Raw genomic sequence first — 20,159 nt, 5'->3', positions numbered from 1 at the left:
TCTATGGATTCAAAAATAAAAGCACTCAACGAAAAAATTGAACTCGCACATCTAGGAGGTGGCGAAAAACGTATTGAGAGACAACATCAAAAGAAAAAATTAACTGCAAGAGAACGTGTTCATTATCTATTAGATGACGGTTCTTTTGAAGAAATTGGCATTCTAGTTACCCACCGTACTACAGATTTTGGTATGGAAAAAGAAATCTATTATGGGGATGGTGTAATAACAGGATATGGAACTGTAAACGGACGATTGATTTATCTTTTTGCACAAGACTTTACAGTGTTTGGAGGAGCGCTCTCAGAGACACACGCAGAGAAAATATGCAAAATCATGGATCTCGCTATGAAAGTTGGCGCTCCCTTAATAGGACTTAATGATTCTGGAGGTGCACGTATACAAGAAGGTGTTCGTTCTCTTGGAGGATATGCAGATATCTTCTACAGAAATGTACAAGCCTCTGGGGTGATTCCACAGATTTCTGCTATCATGGGTCCTTGTGCCGGTGGTGCTGTATATTCACCAGCCATGACAGACTTTACCATGATGGTTCAGGATACTAGTTATATGTTTGTAACAGGACCTAACGTAGTAAAAACAGTAACCAATGAAGAAGTTACTTCAGAAGAGTTAGGAGGTGCGAGTACACATTCTGCAAAATCGGGTGTGGCTCATATTACCTCTGCAAATGATGCGCAATGCCTTGAAGATTTAAAAACATTGTTGAGTTATTTACCTCAAAACAATAAAGAGGCGCCAAAGAAATTACCATTTACATTGCAAGATGAAGTGCGTGATCAGTTGGCAACAATCATCCCAGATAGTGCAAACAAACCGTATGATATGCATGAGGTCATCACAGGCATTATAGATGAAGACTCTTTTTACGAAATACATAAAGACTATGCAGAAAATATTATTGTAGGTTTTGCAAGATTAGGAGGACGCAGTATTGGTATTATTGCAAATCAACCTATGTTTTTAGCAGGTGTATTAGACGTAAATAGTTCTAAAAAAGCAGCTCGTTTTACACGTTTCTGTGATTGCTTTAATATCCCATTATTGGTATTGGTAGATGTTCCTGGATTCCTTCCTGGAACAGATCAAGAATGGAATGGAATTATCACACATGGTGCTAAGTTATTATATGCATTAAGTGAAGCCACTGTGCCTAGAGTAACTGTTATTACAAGAAAAGCGTATGGAGGCGCTTACGATGTAATGAACTCTAAACATATTGGAGCAGATCTTAACTATGCATGGCCAAGTGCCGAAATCGCAGTAATGGGTGCTAAAGGAGCTAGTGAGATTATCTTTAGAAAAGAGATCAAAGCAGCCGATGATCCAGAGCAAAAACTATTGGAAAAAGAAAACGAATATGCAGAAAAGTTTGCAAACCCATACCGAGCAGCACAACGTGGATTTATAGATGAGGTGATCCTTCCTGAGCATTCTAGACGTAAATTAATAAAAGCCTTTAGTATGTTAGAGAATAAAAAAGCAACACTTCCTAAAAAGAAGCATGGGAATATTCCATTGTAAATGATAAATAGTGATTTTTAAAATTGAAGACGGTAAAAATATTATATCTGTTGAATTAAATTCTATAGCTAATTATTTTAGATATAATGATGATCCCTTATCTGTTGTATGGAAAGAAATTCATCAAGAATCTGAAGATGTCTATTTCACATCATTAGCTTTCAATTTAGAATATAGAAATGAAGTCGAAAAAAAATTACAACTAATTGACTTTAATACTAATTACGCTGAGAATATAAAAGATTTACATTCTCAATTAAAATCGTTATTTCAGTTATTCAAAAATGGCAACTATTCTATGGGTTTTGTAAAAGATGCCCGATATGAAGTATATCATAATTCAAAAGAAATAAGGTATAAAAGCTTCCATATTGTATTTAACAAAATGATTAGTGCTATACAGGTTACTGATAAAATCAAAAAAAAATATAAAGAGTATATAAAAGAAACCAAGAACGAAAACCAACATAAAGAGAGCATTTTAGAATATAGCTCTGTCACTTTAGGTGGTTTTTGGGAAATTGACACTTATGGTGAATGTTTTTTTTCAACAATCCCATATAATAATATTAATCATAAAAGAATCAAACACTATGTAGATAAAATCAATAAAGGAGAAAGACCTTTTGCCGTTATTTACAGTGAAGACAATAATACAATGGAAAGTGGAGACTGCCCTTATTATATATTAGACGGACATCATAAGCTTTTAGCATATAGAAATGTAGGCATTGCGCCTAATATTGTTTTTATTACGCGCCAAGAAAATGATATGACCAATTATACATTTGACATAAATAAGCTATCAACTATCCTTTTCCCTTGGCAGACAAAATCAATTTTAGAAAGTTTACATCAAGAAGGATTTAATTTTGATGAAGTATTAACAAAACCAAATAGTAATTTACGTACTTTTATTAAAGCCAACTATTTAAATAATAATCTCAAAAACAAGCTATTAAACAACAAACCTAAATTATCTGATAATACACAGCTAATACTCTTAGCTGTAAGTATTGCTTTAATATTGATTATAGTAAAAAGTTGTTTATCATAAACATATAACCCATTTTAAAATACGACTGATTTGAAAATTAAAAACGACGAACTCATCATAGATGGAATAGACAAGATCATCTTGCGTCAACTTATGAAAGATGCACGTAAACCTATTCTTGAAATTGCACGTAAAGTAGGTATCTCTGGAGCAGCAATCCATCAGCGATTACGCAAACTAGAAAAATCAGGTCTCCTAGCTGGATCAAAATTTATCATCGACCCTAAAGTTTTAGGATACCGTACTATGGCTTTTATAGGAGTGTATCTGGATAGGGCTGCAAATAATGCTCGCGCTGTTCGACAGCTGGAAGATATTCCAGAAGTAATAGAATGTCATTATACAACTGGAAACTGGTCTATTCTTATTAAAATTCTATGTAAGAATAATGAGGACCTCATGAATTTACTAAATAAAAAAATTCAAGCGATTGATGGCGTTTCTCGAACAGAAACCTTTATTTCTTTAGATCAACAAATAGACAGACAGATTAAGATATAGTTTTAAAACAGTCTACGGGTATCGTATACTCTTAAAAATACAAAACCCCACTTCATTGAAGTGGGGTTTTTAATCTAAAGGCAATACCTGTAGTATATTATTGCACTATGAAGTTCACATTAAAAAGTGCTCCATTCGTTATTGATAAGATACTATCACTATCAGAAGCACTTACAATAGTTCCTGCAAAAGAACCAAAAAGGGTCATTTCTTGCGTATTTATTTCAGAAATTGTAACACCTCCGCCTAGTTCTGGAGTAGATGTAAAATTACTATCTGCTGAAGAAATTCTAATTTCTACGTTTCCTGTATCATCTACCAAATATGTTTGTGCTGTTATTTCAGGAGCATCTGGATCATTAGAACCAATAGTAATAACAAGCTGCCCTAATTCTGTAGGCGCTACTATAGACAACCTTCTTCCATTGTTAGAAAGGGTTGCTGTCACATTATCTGTTCTTATGTTTGTGCCATTAACAGAAGCTCTAAGTTTTACTGGAGGCGCTTCGGCTGGGCCACTATCATCACTACTACAAGAAGCTACTAGTACGAATGCAAAAAGTAATAATGTGCATTTAAAAAAAGCATTTTTCATAGAAAATCAATGTATTAAAAATTAAACGTTGTTTTGTTCAAAAAACCCATACGAGTGTATGGGTTTTTTATAATTTTTCGCGAAAGCGAGTGTATATTTATATTCAGATTAATATCTGTAATACTCAGGCTTAAATGGTCCTTCTACAGTTACTCCAATATACTCAGCTTGATCTGGACGAAGTGTTTCTAACTCTGCTCCAAGACGTGCAAGGTGTAAAGCAGCCACTTTTTCATCCAAATGCTTAGGAAGCATATATACTTCATTCTTATAGTTATCACTGTTATTCCAAAGCTCTATTTGTGCTAGTGTTTGGTTTGTAAATGAGTTACTCATTACAAAACTTGGGTGTCCTGTTGCACATCCTAAGTTTACTAAACGACCCTCTGCAAGTACGATGATATCTTTTCCGTTTACAGTATACTTATCTACCTGTGGTTTGATTTCATCTTTTGTAGCTCCATGTGTATCATTTAACCAAGCCATATCGATCTCATTATCAAAGTGACCAATATTACAAACGATTACTTTATCACGCATTGCTTCAAAATGACGTGCTTGAATGATATCTTTATTTCCAGTTGTTGTAATGACAACATCTGCATTTCCTACTACATTTTCAAGTCTTTTCACTTCAAAACCGTCCATTGCGGCTTGTAACGCACAGATAGGATCAATTTCAGTAACAGTTACGATAGAACCTGCTCCTTTAAAAGAAGCAGCAGTACCTTTTCCTACATCACCATATCCACATACTACAACGCGTTTTCCTGCTAACATAGTATCTGTAGCACGACGTATAGCATCTACTGCACTCTCACGACATCCATACTTATTGTCAAACTTCGATTTTGTAACAGAATCGTTTACATTAATCGCAGGCATAGGAAGTGTTCCGTTTTTCATACGCTCGTATAAACGGTGAACTCCTGTAGTTGTTTCTTCAGAAAGTCCTTTGATATCACCTACTAATTCTGGGTAACGATCTAAAACCATATTGGTAAGATCTCCTCCATCATCAAGAATCATATTTAATGGCTTACGATCTTCTCCAAAGAAAAGTGTTTGCTCGATACACCAATCAAATTCTTCTTCATTCATTCCTTTCCAAGCATATACTGGAATTCCAGCATCTGCTATAGCTGCTGCTGCCTGATCTTGTGTAGAAAATATATTACAAGAACTCCAAGTTACCTCAGCGCCTAATGCTTGTAATGTTTCAATTAATACGGCTGTCTGAATCGTCATGTGAAGACATCCAGCAATACGCGCTCCTTTAAGAGGCTGCTCATCTTTATACTCTTCACGAAGAGACATTAATCCTGGCATTTCTGCTTCTGCAAGCTCAATTTCTTTACGGCCCCAAGCTGCCAATGAAATATCTTTTACTTTGTACGGTACGTACGGTGCTGTTTTTGTACTCATTATTAGTATCTTTGATTATAGCAAATTGCGTGCAAAATTACGTAATATCTTACAGTTCTCATGCCTCTTTACAAAACAATAACAATAAACCCACATACAACCGTCTATATTTGGAAGATAGAAGAGGATATTTCTACGCTTTCGCGAAATATAAAACTCACCGATCACTGCCAGCAACGTGTAGATGGAATGAAGTCTGAATTACACCAACGAGGCTTTATGAGTGTACGCCATTTACTAGCCGAAGCTGGGTATACTGATTTTGATTTGTATTACGATGCACAAGGAAAACCGCATCTTAAAGATGGTAAATGTATTTCTATCACACACTCTTTTACCTTTTCAGGAATTATTGTGAGTGATCAAGAAGTGGGTATTGATATAGAAATGCAACGTGATAAAATAATGCGTATTGCACATAAATTCACACCCCTTGAAGAATATAGAACACTTGCAAATACCGAAGCTATTGTTAGAAAACTCACTATCGTATGGGGTGCTAAAGAGTCTTTATATAAGTTGTACGCTCAAGAAGGGTTGAGTTTTTTAAAACATATTGATGTACAAGATTTCTACTTTGATGACGCAAAAACCACCGCAAGTGTCACCTATAATACCAAAACTTCTTCCTATAATATCTTTTTTCTAGAATTTGAAGGTTTTACGTGTGTGTATGCGTTTTGATTAGGGATTAATGATTGTTGGTTTAGAACTTAAATCTGTATGAAGCTTATTCCGTATTTTCGCCGCAGATGAATCTGTACCAAGATATACACACTGCCCAAGTACAAGGAAAATCCTTACTAGCGATTCTTATCGATCCTGATAAATTTGTGACTGAGTACGCTTTCGCGAAAGCGTACCTAGAAAAAATCCCATCCCAAGCCACCCATTTTTTAGTAGGAGGCAGTTCTAACGCCTCGCAACACATAGAAGCGGTGGTACATATATTAAAAGAACTTTCTACATTGCCAGTAATGCTATTTCCTGGTGATTATACCCAAATTACACCTGAAGCCGATGGTATTTTATTTTTATCACTCCTCTCTGGACGCAATCCGGAATATCTAATTGGACAACAAGTAAAAGGCGCTTCTTCTATTCAGAAAAGCAATCTAGAAGTCATTCCTACGGGGTATATTCTTATAGACGGCGGCAAAAAAACAGCCGTACAACGCGTAAGCAATACGGCACCTATGCCTCAAAATGATATCCCTGCCATTGTAAGCACCGCACTTGCTGGACAGTATTTAGGCAAGAAATGCATCTATCTAGAAGCAGGAAGTGGGGCTCAAAAACCTGTTTCTTTGGCGATTATCAAAGCCGTTCGAGAAGCCATAACAATTCCTTTATTAGTAGGCGGAGGTATCCGCTCTGAACAAGTAATGCAAGATGTTTATGATGCTGGAGCAACCATGGTCGTTATTGGCACTGCTTTTGAAGAGGATACTTGGAATGCCCTTTAATCACTTAGAAAGTCCTATTTTTATAGTATGAAACTACACATTGCCCTTTTATTCCTACTCATACCACTTACTGCATTTGCTCAAAAATTTCAGGTCATAGATGCCGAAACAAAAACTCCTGTTTCTTTTGCCACCATTTCATTTGGAGATGGCAAAGGTACCTTTGCAGGTGAAGACGGCGTCTTTGATTTCCCGAAAGCAAAATATGCAGATATCGATTCGTTACATATTTCGGCAATTGGATTTAAAGAAGAAGGATTTAGCACCAATAATATCCCTGCAATTATTGCATTACAACCAGAAGCGAGTCAGCTTTCTGAAGTGATTGTAACCGCTCCTAAACGAGGGAAATATAAAACCAAAAAGAAAAAACAGATCACCCACGAAGATATTCATACCTCTTGGTTACCTACTGTAGAGAGCGAAGTAGCCGTACTTTTTAATCGATATGAAGGAAAGTCTACTCGTATTGCAAAACTCATGCTTCCCATAAATGCAGAAACAAAATATAAGTCTAAAGGAAAAGGGAAGTTTGCTACTATCTTTAGAATTCAGTTTTATGAAAATGACAACGGATTACCTGGCAAAGCAATAGCACATGAAAAAATCATTTTTGCGATCAATCAAGAGGCTGAAAAAGTATTTGAACTCAATATTCAATCCAAACAAATCTTTATTCCTGAAGAAGGTATTTTTGCTTCACTTCAAGTATTAGGATATGCAGATGATAAGGGGAAGTTAATTCAGTCAAAAAAATACCGCGAAATCCCAACAAAACGCGGTGTTAAAAAAATATCAACCGCTTTTAGACCCTTATTGCCATTTACCAACGAACTAAGCAATCAAAAAACATATGTGCGTCGTATTTTCTTAAACAATAAGAAATGGCAAGTATTTGATAAAACATACAACGAAAATTCAAATCTTATTAAATCAGGTTCTCGTAATTATGGAATGGGAGCCACATTTCACGTATTTGAAGAATAACTAATACTAATAAAAAATAAGTGCAATCGGGTGAGATTCCCGTTTTCACGGGAATACCATGAATATATCTGTAGAACTTACCTTTACGCCTTTACAAGACAATTACGAACCTCCCATTACAGCTTTTATCAAACAACTAAGAGCTTCAGGTCTTACCGTATTAGAAAATCCGTTATCTACTCAAGTATACGGAGAGTATGATGCAGTGATGCACATGCTTACCAAAGAAATAAAAGAAAGCTTTTCCAATATAGATATTGGATTATTTCAACTAAAAATTGTTAAAACAGATCGTAGCGATTATGTCCCAGATTTTTGATTTCTTCTTAGCACCTTACCAAGAGGCCACAACCTTAAACATAATATTAGAAATAATTGCTGTCATTTTTGGTGTGGTAGGTGTTTGGTTTGGAAAACGAGAGAACATTCTCGTATATCCTTTAGGAATAATAAGTACTGTGATCTTTGTGTATCTCTGTAATTTTTTTGAATTATACGGCGAGGTGATTATTAACATTTATTACACCTTAATGAGTATTTATGGCTGGTATACCTGGTTACAAATAAAAAATGGAACACCATTAGCTATTTCTCGTATGTCTAAAAAAGATACTGGAAAAGCCCTCATTATCTTTATCTCAACAGCGCTATTTGTAGTAGCTATTTATCTTTACGAAAACAAGTTTGATAAGTGGACAGACTATATAGATACTGTTACTACAGGTCTTTGTTTTGCCGCCATGTGGCTGATGGCAAATAAAAAGTTAGAGCATTGGTCGCTTTGGATTATAGCAAACATCATATCTATACCTTTGTATTTTGTAAAAGGACTAGGCTTTACAGGTATTCAATTTATTATATTACTAATCATAGCCATTCAAGGCCATATCGCGTGGAAGAAACACTTAGACAACAGCCCAGCAACAGCATAAGAATTTGCCTTTTTGGCCCAGAGAGTAGTGGGAAGAGTACGCTTTCGCGAAAGCTATCCCAGCATTATAATGCTCCCTTAGTACCTGAATATGCTAGAGAATACCTTCAAAAACTATGGGACGAAGAACAAAAAATTTGCAGGCCCAAAGATTTACTACCTATTGCAGCTGGACAAATGCAGCTTGAAAACAAAGCAATACTCAATAATCCTTCTATGATTATTTGTGATACCGATTTATTGACTACCAAAGTCTATAGCGAAGCTTATTATGAAGGTTGGTCTCCAAATTTACTCACAAAATATGCCCTAATAAATACTTATGATTTGTATCTTTTAACCTACATTGATACGCCTTGGCAAGCAGACGATTTAAGAGATCGTCCAGAACGAAGGCAAGAGATGTTTGATCATTTTAAAAATGCGTTAGAACACAATAACAGACCATATATCTTGTTAAAAGGTTCAGTAGAAGAGCGTATGCAACTTGCTACAAAAACGATAAACAAATTAATGCCTTGAATTTTACACCAAAAGATACCGAAGCACTTTTACACAAAGGAATTACTCAAGAACAAGTACATAACCAGATTGAACTGTTTAAACAGGGATTACCGTATATAGACTTAAGAGATCCCGCAATAATTGGTCATGGTATCTATGCCTATACACAAGAAGAAGAAAAAACATTTATCGCTTATTTTGAAGCGCAAAAAGAATCATTAGACCTTCTCAAATTTATCCCTGCTTCCGGAGCCGCAACTCGTATGTTCAAATTTTTATTTGAATTTATGGAAGACTATGATTCTTCCAAAGAAACTGTAAATGCTTACATTAATAGAAAACAAGCACAAGATTTACGGCTGTTTTTTGTAGGTCTAGACAGTTTTCCTTTTTATAAAAAAGTTCGTAAAAGGCTTAAAAAAACGTACGGTAAAAAGCATCAAACCAATGTAGATGTAAATCGTATTCGGTTTGTAAAAATGATGTTGGAAGAAGAAGGTCTTAACTTTGGAAACAAACCCAAAGGGCTTTTTCCATTTCACAAATACAAATCTCATAATGCCTCTGCCTTTGAAGAACATCTTTTTGAAGCAGCACTCTATGCTAAAACAAAAGGCACCGCCAGATTACACTTTACGATTTCAAAAGCACACTATAAAAAATTCAAATCTCAGTTTGCCAAAGCACAAAAGCGTATAGAAGAAAAAACAGCAACACAATTTGACATTACCTATTCTTTTCAATCTCCTTCTACAGATACCATCGCAGTAACCACAAACAATGAGCCTTTTAGAAAAGAAGACGGATGCATGCTTTTTAGACCCGGAGGTCATGGCTCATTAATCCAAAATCTTAATGAGCAAGAAGCTGATATTGTTTTTATAAAAAATATAGATAATGTCGTTGTACATACCTATGAGAAGGAAGTTGCTTATTATAAAAAAGTACTTGCTGGAAAACTTTTAAAACTACAGCAACGGGCTTTTTCTTACTTACAACAAATGGATGATCACGAAATTTCTGAGAAAGAGATTTTAGAAATTGTTCATTTCCTACAGAATGAGTTTAGTCTAAAACTAGCGAGAGATTTTGAAAAATTCTCTCAAAAATATCAAATTGAGTATCTCAGGGAACAACTTGACAAACCCATACGCGTATGTGGGATGGTAAAAAATGAGGGAGAACCTGGTGGTGGGCCTTTTTGGGTAAAGCATGAAAGTGGTCGTATTAGCCTTCAAATTGTAGAAAGTGTTCAAATAGATCCTAATAATCCACATCAACAAAGTATTGTAACAAAAGCTACTCATTTTAACCCTGTAGATCTTGTGTGTGGTGTCAAAAATTACAAAGGAAAAAAATACGATCTTACCAAATTTATAGATGCAAAAGCAGCATTTATCGCTCATAAAACTGTTGCAGGAAAACCTATAAAAGCACTAGAACATCCTGGTCTTTGGAATGGCGCTATGGCGTTTTGGAATACCATCTTTGTAGAAGTTCCTCTTATTACATTCAATCCCGTAAAAACAGTAAATGACTTACTCAAGCCTGCGCATTTGATGAAGTAATATATCCATTGTGAACAAAGACCTTCTTCGTAACGAACTTACCTTTAAAGCCACCAGAAGTAGTGGTCCTGGCGGGCAACATGTCAATAAGACAAGTACGCGTATAGAATTGTATTGGTCGTTAGAAAACTCTTTAGCTTTTTCTGAAGACCAAAAAGTACGCTTGCGCGAAAAACTATACAACCGCCTTACCAAAGAGCAAATACTTATCCTTGCTTCTGAGCAAACACGAAGTCAGTTTAAAAACAAAGAGCACGTCATCAAACGTTTTTTTAAACTCTTAGAAGAAGCTTTAATACCTCCTAAAAAACGCAAAAAATCAAAACCAACCTACGCTTCAAAGGAAAAACGATTACAGTCCAAGAAACAGCATGCTGAGAAGAAAGCCAGTCGTAAAAAACCGGATTTTTAATCACATCAATATTTTTTTACGAATCGCTTGTCTTTTATTCTTTTTTACATCGTACTTTTGTATCATCTCAAAGGGGTGCTAGATTAATTTTACAATTAAGAAAGCTGAGATTATACCCATTGAACCTAGAACAGATAATGCTGTTTAGGGACGACCGAGTAAAAATGTCTAGTAGACATATATGTGGAGCAAGCAGGCGCGCTGGCTTCCTTTTCATATACGCACTCTGTCGGCGAGATGCTTCTCTAAAAAGAAGCGACTCTTCAAATCCGTACGTTTGTATGGGGTATTGGCTATATAAAAACCAGAATAATTACCCTTTTTATTCTTAACAAACCAACATTACGGATGAAAAAAATCCTATCTATTGTTTTTGTACTCTGTACAGCGATTAGTTTCGGTCAAACCTACACGGTTTCTGGAACAGTAAGTGATTTAAATGGCCCTATTTCAGGAGCAATTGTAACCAAAAAAGAAGGAACAAATGAAGTAATTACAGATGTGAACGGGAAGTATCTTATTGAATTATCAAGAGGTTCTCACACACTTATCTTTAAGGCTCTAGATCAAGAAATTGAGCATATTATTAGAGTTACGAAAGATGCTATATTAGATATTAATTTTGGACTTGATGGTAAACTTGACGAAGTACTGGTACGTGCTGTACGTGTAAATGCCGACTCTCCCATTACACACTCTAACTTGAGTAAAGAACAACTAGCAGAGCGTAATTTAGGGCAAGATATTGCTACACAAATCAAATTCCTTCCCAATGTCGTAACAACTTCAGATGCAGGAGCTGGGATTGGATATACTGGCTTTAGAGTACGAGGAACAGGAAATCAAGGAATAAACGTAACTATTAACGGAATCCCTTATAATGATGCAGAAAGTGCAACTAGCTTTTTTGTCAATCTTCAAGATTTTACCTCCTCTGTAGAAAACTTACAATTACAACGTGGTGTAGGAACTTCTACAAATGGACCGGGTGCTTTTGGAGCAAGTTTAAACATACTTACAGATGCCGTTTCTGATGAAGCTTATGGAAGTACATCACATTCATTTGGATCATTTGGAACAAGACGTCATAATGTAAAGTTTAGCACAGGGCTTTTAAATGATCACATCGAAATTTCAGGGCGTTTATCACAAATTAAATCAGATGGGTTTATAGATCGTGCTTCATCAGATCTAAAATCATACTTTCTTCAAGCGGCTTATAAAGATGATAATACCTTAATCAAGGTGATTAATTTTGCTGGATCTGAAGTAACCTATCAATCTTGGTTTGGAGTAGATGCAGAAACCGCTGCAAATAACCCAACATTTAATCCTGCAGGTCAGTTTACAGACGAAAATGGAAATATTAGATTTCACGAAAATCAAGTAGATGATTATAGACAAGATCACTACCAAGTGCACTGGAATCAGAGATATAATAACAACTGGAGTACCAACCTAAGTTTTAACTATACGTATGGGCGTGGTTTCTTTGAGGAGTATGAAGAAGATGACGATCTAGGCTTTTATGGCATCTCTCCTATTACGATTGGTGGTGAGACTATTGAAACTTCAGATATTATCCGCCGTCGTTGGTTAGACAATGATTTTTATGTAGTAAATGCCAATGTCAATTATAAAGATACACAGTGGGATTTTACATCAGGACTGTACTGGAGTCAGTATAATGGCGATCATTTTGGTGAAGTGATTTGGGCACGTTTTGCAGGCGATTCTGAAATAGGTGACAATTATTATTTTGGAACAGGTGATAAGGGGGAATTCTCTGCTTTCGCGAAAGCTACCTACAAAGTAAACAATCAGTGGAGTGTGTATGGAGATCTTCAAGGGAGATTTATCAACTATGAAACTGATGGAATTAATTCTGATGTACAAGAATTTATCGTAGACGAATCGTATAGCTTCTTTAATCCTAAAGCTGGTGTTACCTATAAACTCGATGAGAAAAATCAGTTTTACGGAAGTTATGCGAGAGCAAATCGTGAACCTAACCGTACTGATTTTGAAAATGGAGCACCTAGACCAGAACGTTTGAATGATTTTGAATTAGGATGGAGATACAACACTTCTAAAGTAAAATTAAATATAAACGGATATTATTTAGACTTCCGCGATCAGCTTGTTGTTTCTGGTATTGATGATGTGGGAGCACCTATACGTACTAATAGTGGTCAGAGTTATAGAGCAGGTGTAGAAATAGAAGCCGCGGTGCAACTCACACCAAAATTAAGTGTATATCCAAATCTTGCCATAAGTACCAATAAGAATAAAGATTTCTTATTCCAAAGAGATGGTGTATTACAGAACCTTGGAGATACAAATATTTCCTTCTCTCCAGATGTTGTCGCAGGTAATACGCTTCAGTATGTTCCTGTAAAAGGACTTACACTACAATTCTTATCAAAGTTTGTAGGAGAGCAATACTTAGGAAATATAGATAGTCCTGTATCATTACTAGAGAGTTATTTTGTAAACGACTTTAATGTAACCTATGAATTAGGAGAAGTGGCTTTCTTTAAAGGTATTACCTTAAATTTATTAGTAAACAATGTATTTGATGAAAAGTTTATATCTAATGGGTTCTTCTTCACATTTGATGATAATTTTACAGACCCTAATGTCATTACAACAATAGAAGGAGCTGGTTTTTATCCGCAAGCGGGTACTAATTTTTTAATCGGAACTACGTTAAGGTTTTAAAACTAGAAGTTGGCTGTATAGAAAGTAAACGTCACTGAGAATTTATTTTTTTAAGAACCCGTGATCTAAAAGGGATAGATAAGACGTATATAAAATAAGTGTTTTTAAGTATTTTTTTCAGTTAGGTTTCCTTAAAAACATAAACAAGTCATATTACAAAAAAAGCCTTGGCATGTGTATGTGTCAAGGCTTTTATAATTTTATATATTAAAACAATTTTCTGAACGATAAAAAATAGAGGTTTGCCACTCTATATGACCTATTGGGCCTAATCCTCTGAAATCAATTTTTTTAAAACCTGCTTCAGCCAGAAAATCATATGCCTCTTGATATTTTTCTCTGTCTGAATTATCCCAGATAATAACTCCGCTGTTATTTAAGGCCTGCAAACTGTTTTTAGTGCAAGCAATGCGATCGCGTCCATCTATAATAATAATATCAAACTCATTTTCATAATCCAGTATTTTTTTACTATAATCGTCTGCTACATTGGCAAGCATATAAGTAACATTAGCACGTGATTGTATTTTACGTTTTACAATATCATAATAGGTAATATCATGCTCTATAGAAACAATGTGTTGTACACGTTCTGAAAACCATAAGGTAGAATTTCCGCTCCCATATTCAAACACCTTAAAAGAAGTGTTTTCTAGTTTTTGACTAATAAAATGTAAAGACGCATAAGTTACCCAAGGTATGGGTTGTCCATCTTCTTGTACAGGTTGGTATAAATACCTGCTTAACAACCAACCCTTAGGTTTAAGGTATTTTTTAGAAAGGAAGTAGGTTTCAAGTAAACCTGAAGAAAAGGAAAATTTTCTTGCTATTTTTTTTATCGCATTCATGCAAAATGGGTGTCAACAGTATATCGAAAATACAACATAGATTACGAATTGTTATATTTCACTTCTTTTGCAAATATCTGCTATTTAATAATCACCTTTTTAATTTCAAGCGAAATATTATCTTCAATAAGATGTATATAATACATTCCTTTAGGGAGTCTATTAAAATCTAATGTCTTTTGATAAGCTTCTTTTAAAACCACTTGCCCCATACTATTGTATAACACAACAGTATCATATGCACTATTATTCGTTTTAAAATGGATAATCCCATCGGTAGGATTTGGGTATAAAGTTGTCTCATTAACGGTTGTTGACACTTCATCTATCGCTAACACTTCCTCACACAAAAACGTAGCTTCTGCTTCGGTAAGCGCTCTATCCCAATACCTAAAATTATCTATAGCTCCCTTAAAGTAATTTGCAGGACTGTCTAATTGCCTATCGTGTCTTCCTATCGTTCCTGGTGTGTTTGAATATTGTAAATTTCCGCCTAGTCCTGAATACTCCCCTTCCTCTTCTTCACAATCTATATAAATCTTCATATCATTTTGAGCTGTAACAACGATAACAACATGTTGCCAAGTACCCGTATTAATAGGCACATTGCTTACATAGGTTCTTCGAGTATTAGAGGTATAACTACTAGAGCCATCTCCATAGTTTATAGCAAAATTACCTGTAGATTGCTGAGAATTAAAATAAACCCCTGTATTTACATCTTCCTCAAAAGAAGTATTAAACACATCTCTATCATTCGGATTTTCACTATCATAACGTATCCAAAAAGAAAAAGAGACAGGCAATTCTGGCTTTAACGCTTCTATATTAGGGAAATTAATATAGTCATTTACACCGTCAAAAAGCAGTGCTCCATCTGGATTTCCAAACCGATCTTCCGTAAAAGTCGTTCCAAAATTGGTGGCGTTATATTCATTTTCTGTAGCATCTTCATAGGTATTATTAAATGTATAATGAAGAAGTAAGTTTTCATTGATATCTTGTCCTAAAGCAATAAAAGAAGTGAATAAGAAAATAAGTACTAGTTTATTCATAGGTAACGTATTTTATACTTATGTAAATATAGGCATTCAATACTCTTTAAAAATATACATTGAGTGAATAGCACTTTTCAGTGAGTCAACTACATCTCCGTATACATTACCACTAAATATACGAGATATGCTGCTATGTATGAAGTTTAGCATATATACGCTTTCGCGAAAGCGTACACAGTAACATTTACAAATAGCAAATGGGAGTCACTATTTTTAAGAAATACTATATCAGATAAAAACCTGATATCATGATAAATTTTGTACTTTCGATCTTCGCTAGAATTTTATGTTAGATCTTATATGAACTTATTTTACGGAATAATATATCACCCAAAAATCAATAAGTTAATCCGTAATATTAATTATGTATTAGCGCCTATATTGCCAGCAAAAATTAAGATTTATCCCACTGGAAAAATTAAAGTTCATTTCAAGGAAGTTGGTCCAATTTATTTTAAAACCAATCAAACAAGTTTTTTAACACGTGAATTATTCTGGAAAGGACCAGAAAAATTCGAGTTTACATCCATTTTCATCAAACTGATAAAGAAGGTAGATGTTTTTTTGGATGTAGGCACCAATATTGGATACTATAGTATTCTAGGAGGAAAGTTCAATCCCAAGTTACAAGTAATTGCTTTTGAACCTTCTGAAGGTCCTAGGGTATATGCCTCAGAAAATAGTAAGATCAACAACTTAGAAGAGCGTATTCAAATAGAGCCTTTAGCATTGTCTAATACAACAGGCATATTGGATTTTTATAATGTGACCAATCCTAAGTTTCCTAACATACATAATCTCTCAGGAGAACATAACCTTACCACTAGCAAAGACAAACTTAACTATACCAAAGTAAAGGCAACAAGTGTTATCCTTGATGAATATGTAGCTTCTTCTAAAATAACTACTATTGATCTTATGAAAATAGATACAGAAGGTTCTGAATACCTCATATTAGAAGGAGCTCAAAAAGTACTGGACACACATCGTCCTATCGTAATTTGCGAAACTCTTTTTAATGTCATAGAAGATAAACTTGAAGCTATTTTTATAGATCGTGACTATGCTTTTTATAATCATACAGGTACTGGACTCACAAAAGTATCTTCTATTCAAAGAACAGAAGATAATGGTGCACGAAATTGCTTCTTTGTTCCAAAAGAAAAGGTAGCGCTTATAGAAGAGTTTGTTGTGTAACTTTTAGGTTGTATACACAACTAGAATTCAAAATAGAGCCTATAGATAGTAGCAGGTTTTAGTGCTAACCATTTTTCTTCATATAAGGTTGGTAAAGAAAACAACTGCCTCCTACAAACCCTTGGATGATTTGAACATTTTAAAACAATCTTCTAAATATTGCTCTGATAAATCTGAACAATCAGCTACTAGCGGAATTAAATCTTCCCAAAGATTTAGAAGATGCTTGTCTTTTATCTTTTTGATTTGATAATGTTCTAAAATATTAGAATAAAAAACGCCATCTAAAAAAATGGCGTTTTTTTATGCCCACTCTTAGTCATCGAATCAAGGGTTATTCAATAATACCTCATTTCAGAAGAGTTGTTTTTGATTATTTTTTTTAATTCTTAAAGGTTTTTAGTAATAATTAAGGCATTATAAAAGTTATTAAAATTGTCAATTAATCCTTTTTTGTTGATTATTTTTTAAAATTAACACGTTCTTTTATGCATGTGTTTATACTTCAATTTTATTCTAATGCTATAAACGCAAACGGATTTACATCTTTTAATTAATTATCGATGAAATGAATTTTTAAATCGATGAAATACACATTGTAAATTATTTTTCTTTAATTTTACTGTTCTACCATTTAAAAACATAGCTTTATGTATTTAAATATCAATGTTATATGTTTTTAATATTGATGTTAGGATTTTTTTAAAATTCTTACAAGCTAAACCAACCCAGATGAGTAAAAATTACAATAACCTTCGTAAGTTTATTAGTTGCCAGATATGGATTTTTTCTATATTTTTTAGTGTAAATGCTTATTCTCAAATATTCCCTGGACAATTTCCTCCTACTGGTCCTAATTCCGGGCCAGGAAATCCTGATGCTATTGTTAATGTTAATGCAATATTACAAGGAGATACTTTTATTGTAAATGGTCAAGAAGCTTGTATTACTGGTGGAGGTGGTAACAATGGTAGTCCTGGAGAAAATCCAGAATGGCGTTTTGATATTCTTTTACCAAATGCCTCAGATGTACTTCCAGTATCTGAAAACATTGAAATAAGAGTGTGTCGTCGTGGTGATTTTGGTCAATCAGGAGAAGGTTTACGAGTATTAGATGAGAATCTGAATGAAATAGGTTTAATCCCTGGTGACCAATCGGGTATCAACACTGATTGTTCTGAGGGACCAATTTGCTTAACCGTTACAGTTTCTTCTTGTGCTTTTAATGCTCAGGCTGCTGATGGTATTTTTAGTTTAACTCTTGATGCACGTAATGTTGGTGGTGCAGGTGGTACTGTAGGTGACTTTTGTAATGTGCCTGCAGGGCCTCAAGAAGATGCAACCCCCGGAGGATGCGGAGCTAGCCCTAATTGTAGCTTTTCTCAAGTCACCCCAGTAGTTGTAAACGGTGTAACAGTAGATGGATTTGACAATCAAAACAATGGGGGGCCAATGGTAAATAGTACAGCTTTTTCTGCAAATTGTGCTTTTATAGATTATTTTGTGTTTCCTATAGGTGGACTTGCTTTTACAATAGACGGTGTTGATGCTTTAGATTTAGATGGTGAAAGTTTTTGTACTGCAGAATCTATATTTATTCCTTCAGCATCTGGTGCAGGTCAACAATTTACTGTTTCAATTGATGGAGGACCTAGACAGAGTATTGGTGGTGGCGGAAACAATGTTATATACGATTTTGTAACCCCAGGCACGTATGAAATATGTAATATAATTGATCCAGGTGGTTGTGCAGAAGAACGCTGTATTACGTTAACAGTTGTTCAGGGACCAGAAGTCAGCGTTATTAATATGACTGATGAAATCTGTTCTGACGAAATGTATACCGTTACAGGGAGTTCATCTGATTTTGGAACTGTAGCTTGGACGTCTAGTGGTACTGGAGTATTTAGTAGTACAACTGTTGATAACCCAACCTATACACCTAGTGATATTGATATTACGGCAGGTACAATAACTTTAACCAAAACAGTTACAGGTCAGGGCTTATGTTTTGATGTTACTACAGAAGAAATAATAACACTTACAATCAGTGAAGAATCAACAGTAGAAGCAGGCAATGATATTAGTTTATGTATAGACTTTGGCAGTTATACCTTAGTTGATTCAACCATAGGAGGAGGCGCAACAACTGGTACATGGACAGTAACTACAAATCCAGGCGATGGGGCCGTCTCACTTACAACAGCCACAGCAAATCCAGAAACTGTAAATTTTACAGCAACAACTGCTGGCACGTATGTACTAACATTGACTACTAATGCTACTTCCCCATGTGCAACAGTAACAGATACAGTTACTATAACTGTTGATGAGCCAGCAGTAGATAGTATCCAAGACCTAATAGAGTGTTTTGTGCCAGGGGCAGAATTAGATGCTAGAGATGGTATTTCAAGTTTAGATCCAGATATAAGTGTTGTCTTTTATGATGCTATAACTAACGGAAATATTGTCAATAATCCTATCCTTGATACTCCAGGTACCATTTCCTATTTTGCCGAAATTACCAATACAGCAATTCCTTGTACTAATCCAATAAGAGAAGAAGTTGTCTTAACACTTGTAGATCCGCCATTTCCAAATTTTACTGAAGCTGTTTGTTCTGGAGAGACTTTAAATATTGGTGTTTCTTCGGTAACACCATCGTATACAGTTTCATCTTCAGATGAACTTAATGTGCCTGCGGCAACGGGACGACCAGTTGCTTCAAATGATAATATAACAGATACTTATATAAATACGACGGGGAATAACGTTATTATAACATATTCTTTAACAGTAACAAATCCTACTGCCTGTGCTGGAGAGACTTTTGACGTAATTGTTACTGTTGCTCCTGAACCTGAAATATCAAATACACTAGATACAACAGTCTGTAGTGACACCCCTATAGGAGTAACCTTAGAAGTATCGTCTTCTAGTATTCCAGCTGACGCTTTTAGACTTGTAAGTATTAATCCATCTGTTGGGCTAGTTGCTGGAGGGTCAAACGCAGTGATAACCTCTGGAGTTAGTGCAACTGCAATAGAGAATGATGTTTTTACCAATCTTACAAATGCAAGTTTAACTGTAGACTATACAGTACAAGCCACTTCATCAGCTGGATGTGAGGGGCAACCAAAAACATTTACTATAACTATAGAACCCGCTTCTCAAGTAGATGCAGGGCCAGCAACAGCGAGTATCTGTTCAGATGAGATGTACACAGTTACAGGTGGAACATCAACTAATGGAACGATTTTATGGACCACCAGTGGAAGTGGTAGTTTTGATGATGACACGGCAGAGAATCCAGTATATACACCAAGTGATTTAGACATCTCAGC

18 protein-coding genes are annotated in these 20,159 nt (G+C 35.0%); 14 read left to right on the top strand and 4 right to left on the bottom strand.

All coding sequences use genetic code 11. The features are described 5' to 3' along the window. Window positions 1-3: 3 nt before the first annotated feature. From Q1A01_RS02805 to Q1A01_RS02795, 3 genes are read left to right on the top strand one after another with little or no spacing between them, the layout of a single operon-like run. Window positions 4-1,545 carry an acyl-CoA carboxylase subunit beta gene (locus Q1A01_RS02805; protein ID WP_299675671.1) on the top strand — a complete coding sequence of 514 codons (1,542 nt, stop codon included), beginning with the start codon at window positions 4-6 and terminating at the stop codon, window positions 1,543-1,545. Window positions 1,546-1,555: 10 nt separating this feature from the next. Next, a complete protein-coding gene (locus Q1A01_RS02800) occupies window positions 1,556-2,602 on the top strand; it encodes a hypothetical protein (RefSeq protein WP_299675668.1) in 1,047 nt (348 codons plus the stop codon). 30 nt (window positions 2,603-2,632) lie between these two features. Then, window positions 2,633-3,103 carry an Lrp/AsnC ligand binding domain-containing protein gene (locus tag Q1A01_RS02795; RefSeq protein ID WP_089370008.1) on the top strand — a complete coding sequence of 157 codons (471 nt, stop codon included), beginning with the start codon at window positions 2,633-2,635 and terminating at the stop codon, window positions 3,101-3,103. A 97-nt stretch (window positions 3,104-3,200) separates the two neighbouring features. On the opposite strand, the gene Q1A01_RS02790 is transcribed toward Q1A01_RS02795, so the two are convergent. Then, window positions 3,201-3,698 carry a DUF6252 family protein gene (locus Q1A01_RS02790; RefSeq protein ID WP_299675657.1) on the bottom strand — a complete coding sequence of 166 codons (498 nt, stop codon included), beginning with the start codon at window positions 3,696-3,698 and terminating at the stop codon, window positions 3,201-3,203. Window positions 3,699-3,806: 108 nt separating this feature from the next. After that, the gene (gene ahcY / locus Q1A01_RS02785) at window positions 3,807-5,123 is read right to left on the bottom strand and encodes an adenosylhomocysteinase (RefSeq protein WP_299675654.1); all 1,317 of its coding nucleotides are present in this window, start codon (window positions 5,121-5,123) and stop codon (window positions 3,807-3,809) included. 60 nt (window positions 5,124-5,183) lie between these two features. Between ahcY and Q1A01_RS02780 the strand changes: the two genes are divergently transcribed. From Q1A01_RS02780 to Q1A01_RS02740, 9 genes are all read left to right on the top strand, one after another. Then, complete coding sequence (locus tag Q1A01_RS02780) at window positions 5,184-5,807, top strand: 4'-phosphopantetheinyl transferase family protein (RefSeq protein ID WP_299675651.1); 624 nt, start codon at window positions 5,184-5,186, stop codon at window positions 5,805-5,807. A gap of 68 nt (window positions 5,808-5,875) precedes the next feature. Continuing rightward, entirely contained in the window at window positions 5,876-6,589 is a 714-nt protein-coding gene (locus Q1A01_RS02775) for a geranylgeranylglyceryl/heptaprenylglyceryl phosphate synthase (protein WP_299675648.1), read from the top strand. A gap of 27 nt (window positions 6,590-6,616) precedes the next feature. Then, a complete protein-coding gene (locus Q1A01_RS02770) occupies window positions 6,617-7,576 on the top strand; it encodes a carboxypeptidase-like regulatory domain-containing protein (protein ID WP_299675645.1) in 960 nt (319 codons plus the stop codon). A gap of 58 nt (window positions 7,577-7,634) precedes the next feature. Then, a complete protein-coding gene (locus tag Q1A01_RS02765; RefSeq protein ID WP_299675642.1) occupies window positions 7,635-7,895 on the top strand; it encodes a hypothetical protein in 261 nt (86 codons plus the stop codon). Beyond that, complete coding sequence (pnuC, locus tag Q1A01_RS02760; RefSeq protein WP_299675639.1) at window positions 7,879-8,508, top strand: nicotinamide riboside transporter PnuC; 630 nt, start codon at window positions 7,879-7,881, stop codon at window positions 8,506-8,508. The genes Q1A01_RS02765 and pnuC overlap by 17 nt, the downstream gene beginning before the upstream one ends. After that, on the top strand, window positions 8,469-9,029 hold the full coding sequence (locus Q1A01_RS02755) for an ATP-binding protein (RefSeq protein WP_299675636.1): 561 nt from the start codon (window positions 8,469-8,471) through the stop codon (window positions 9,027-9,029). Before pnuC ends, Q1A01_RS02755 begins: the two co-directional genes overlap by 40 nt. Then, complete coding sequence (locus Q1A01_RS02750) at window positions 9,026-10,579, top strand: DUF4301 family protein (RefSeq protein WP_299675633.1); 1,554 nt, start codon at window positions 9,026-9,028, stop codon at window positions 10,577-10,579. Before Q1A01_RS02755 ends, Q1A01_RS02750 begins: the two co-directional genes overlap by 4 nt. Before the next feature lie 10 nt (window positions 10,580-10,589). Continuing rightward, window positions 10,590-10,991 carry an alternative ribosome rescue aminoacyl-tRNA hydrolase ArfB gene (arfB, locus tag Q1A01_RS02745; RefSeq protein ID WP_299675630.1) on the top strand — a complete coding sequence of 134 codons (402 nt, stop codon included), beginning with the start codon at window positions 10,590-10,592 and terminating at the stop codon, window positions 10,989-10,991. A gap of 348 nt (window positions 10,992-11,339) precedes the next feature. Next, complete coding sequence (locus Q1A01_RS02740; protein ID WP_299675627.1) at window positions 11,340-13,712, top strand: TonB-dependent receptor; 2,373 nt, start codon at window positions 11,340-11,342, stop codon at window positions 13,710-13,712. Between the two features lie 200 nt (window positions 13,713-13,912). Here Q1A01_RS02740 and Q1A01_RS02735 read toward each other — a convergent pair whose 3' ends face one another. Together Q1A01_RS02735 and Q1A01_RS02730 are read right to left on the bottom strand one after the other, a co-directional pair. Further along, window positions 13,913-14,560, bottom strand: coding sequence for a hypothetical protein (locus Q1A01_RS02735; RefSeq protein ID WP_299675624.1), 648 nt, complete (start codon window positions 14,558-14,560; stop codon window positions 13,913-13,915). 80 nt (window positions 14,561-14,640) lie between these two features. Beyond that, window positions 14,641-15,615: a LamG-like jellyroll fold domain-containing protein gene (locus Q1A01_RS02730; protein ID WP_299675621.1), complete on the bottom strand. Its 975-nt coding sequence runs from the start codon at window positions 15,613-15,615 to the stop codon at window positions 14,641-14,643. A gap of 303 nt (window positions 15,616-15,918) precedes the next feature. Between Q1A01_RS02730 and Q1A01_RS02725 the strand changes: the two genes are divergently transcribed. Both Q1A01_RS02725 and Q1A01_RS02720 read left to right on the top strand, forming a co-directional pair. Then, window positions 15,919-16,815: an FkbM family methyltransferase gene (locus Q1A01_RS02725; protein WP_299675618.1), complete on the top strand. Its 897-nt coding sequence runs from the start codon at window positions 15,919-15,921 to the stop codon at window positions 16,813-16,815. 732 nt (window positions 16,816-17,547) lie between these two features. Beyond that, window positions 17,548-20,159: PKD-like domain-containing protein (locus Q1A01_RS02720; RefSeq protein ID WP_299675615.1), on the top strand; the 2,612-nt coding region annotated here is incomplete at its 3' end.

The sequence above is a fragment of the uncultured Dokdonia sp. genome (assembly GCF_947492815.1).
Lineage (GTDB): Bacteria > Bacteroidota > Bacteroidia > Flavobacteriales > Flavobacteriaceae > Dokdonia.
This window is presented reverse-complemented; position numbering and strand designations above follow the sequence as displayed.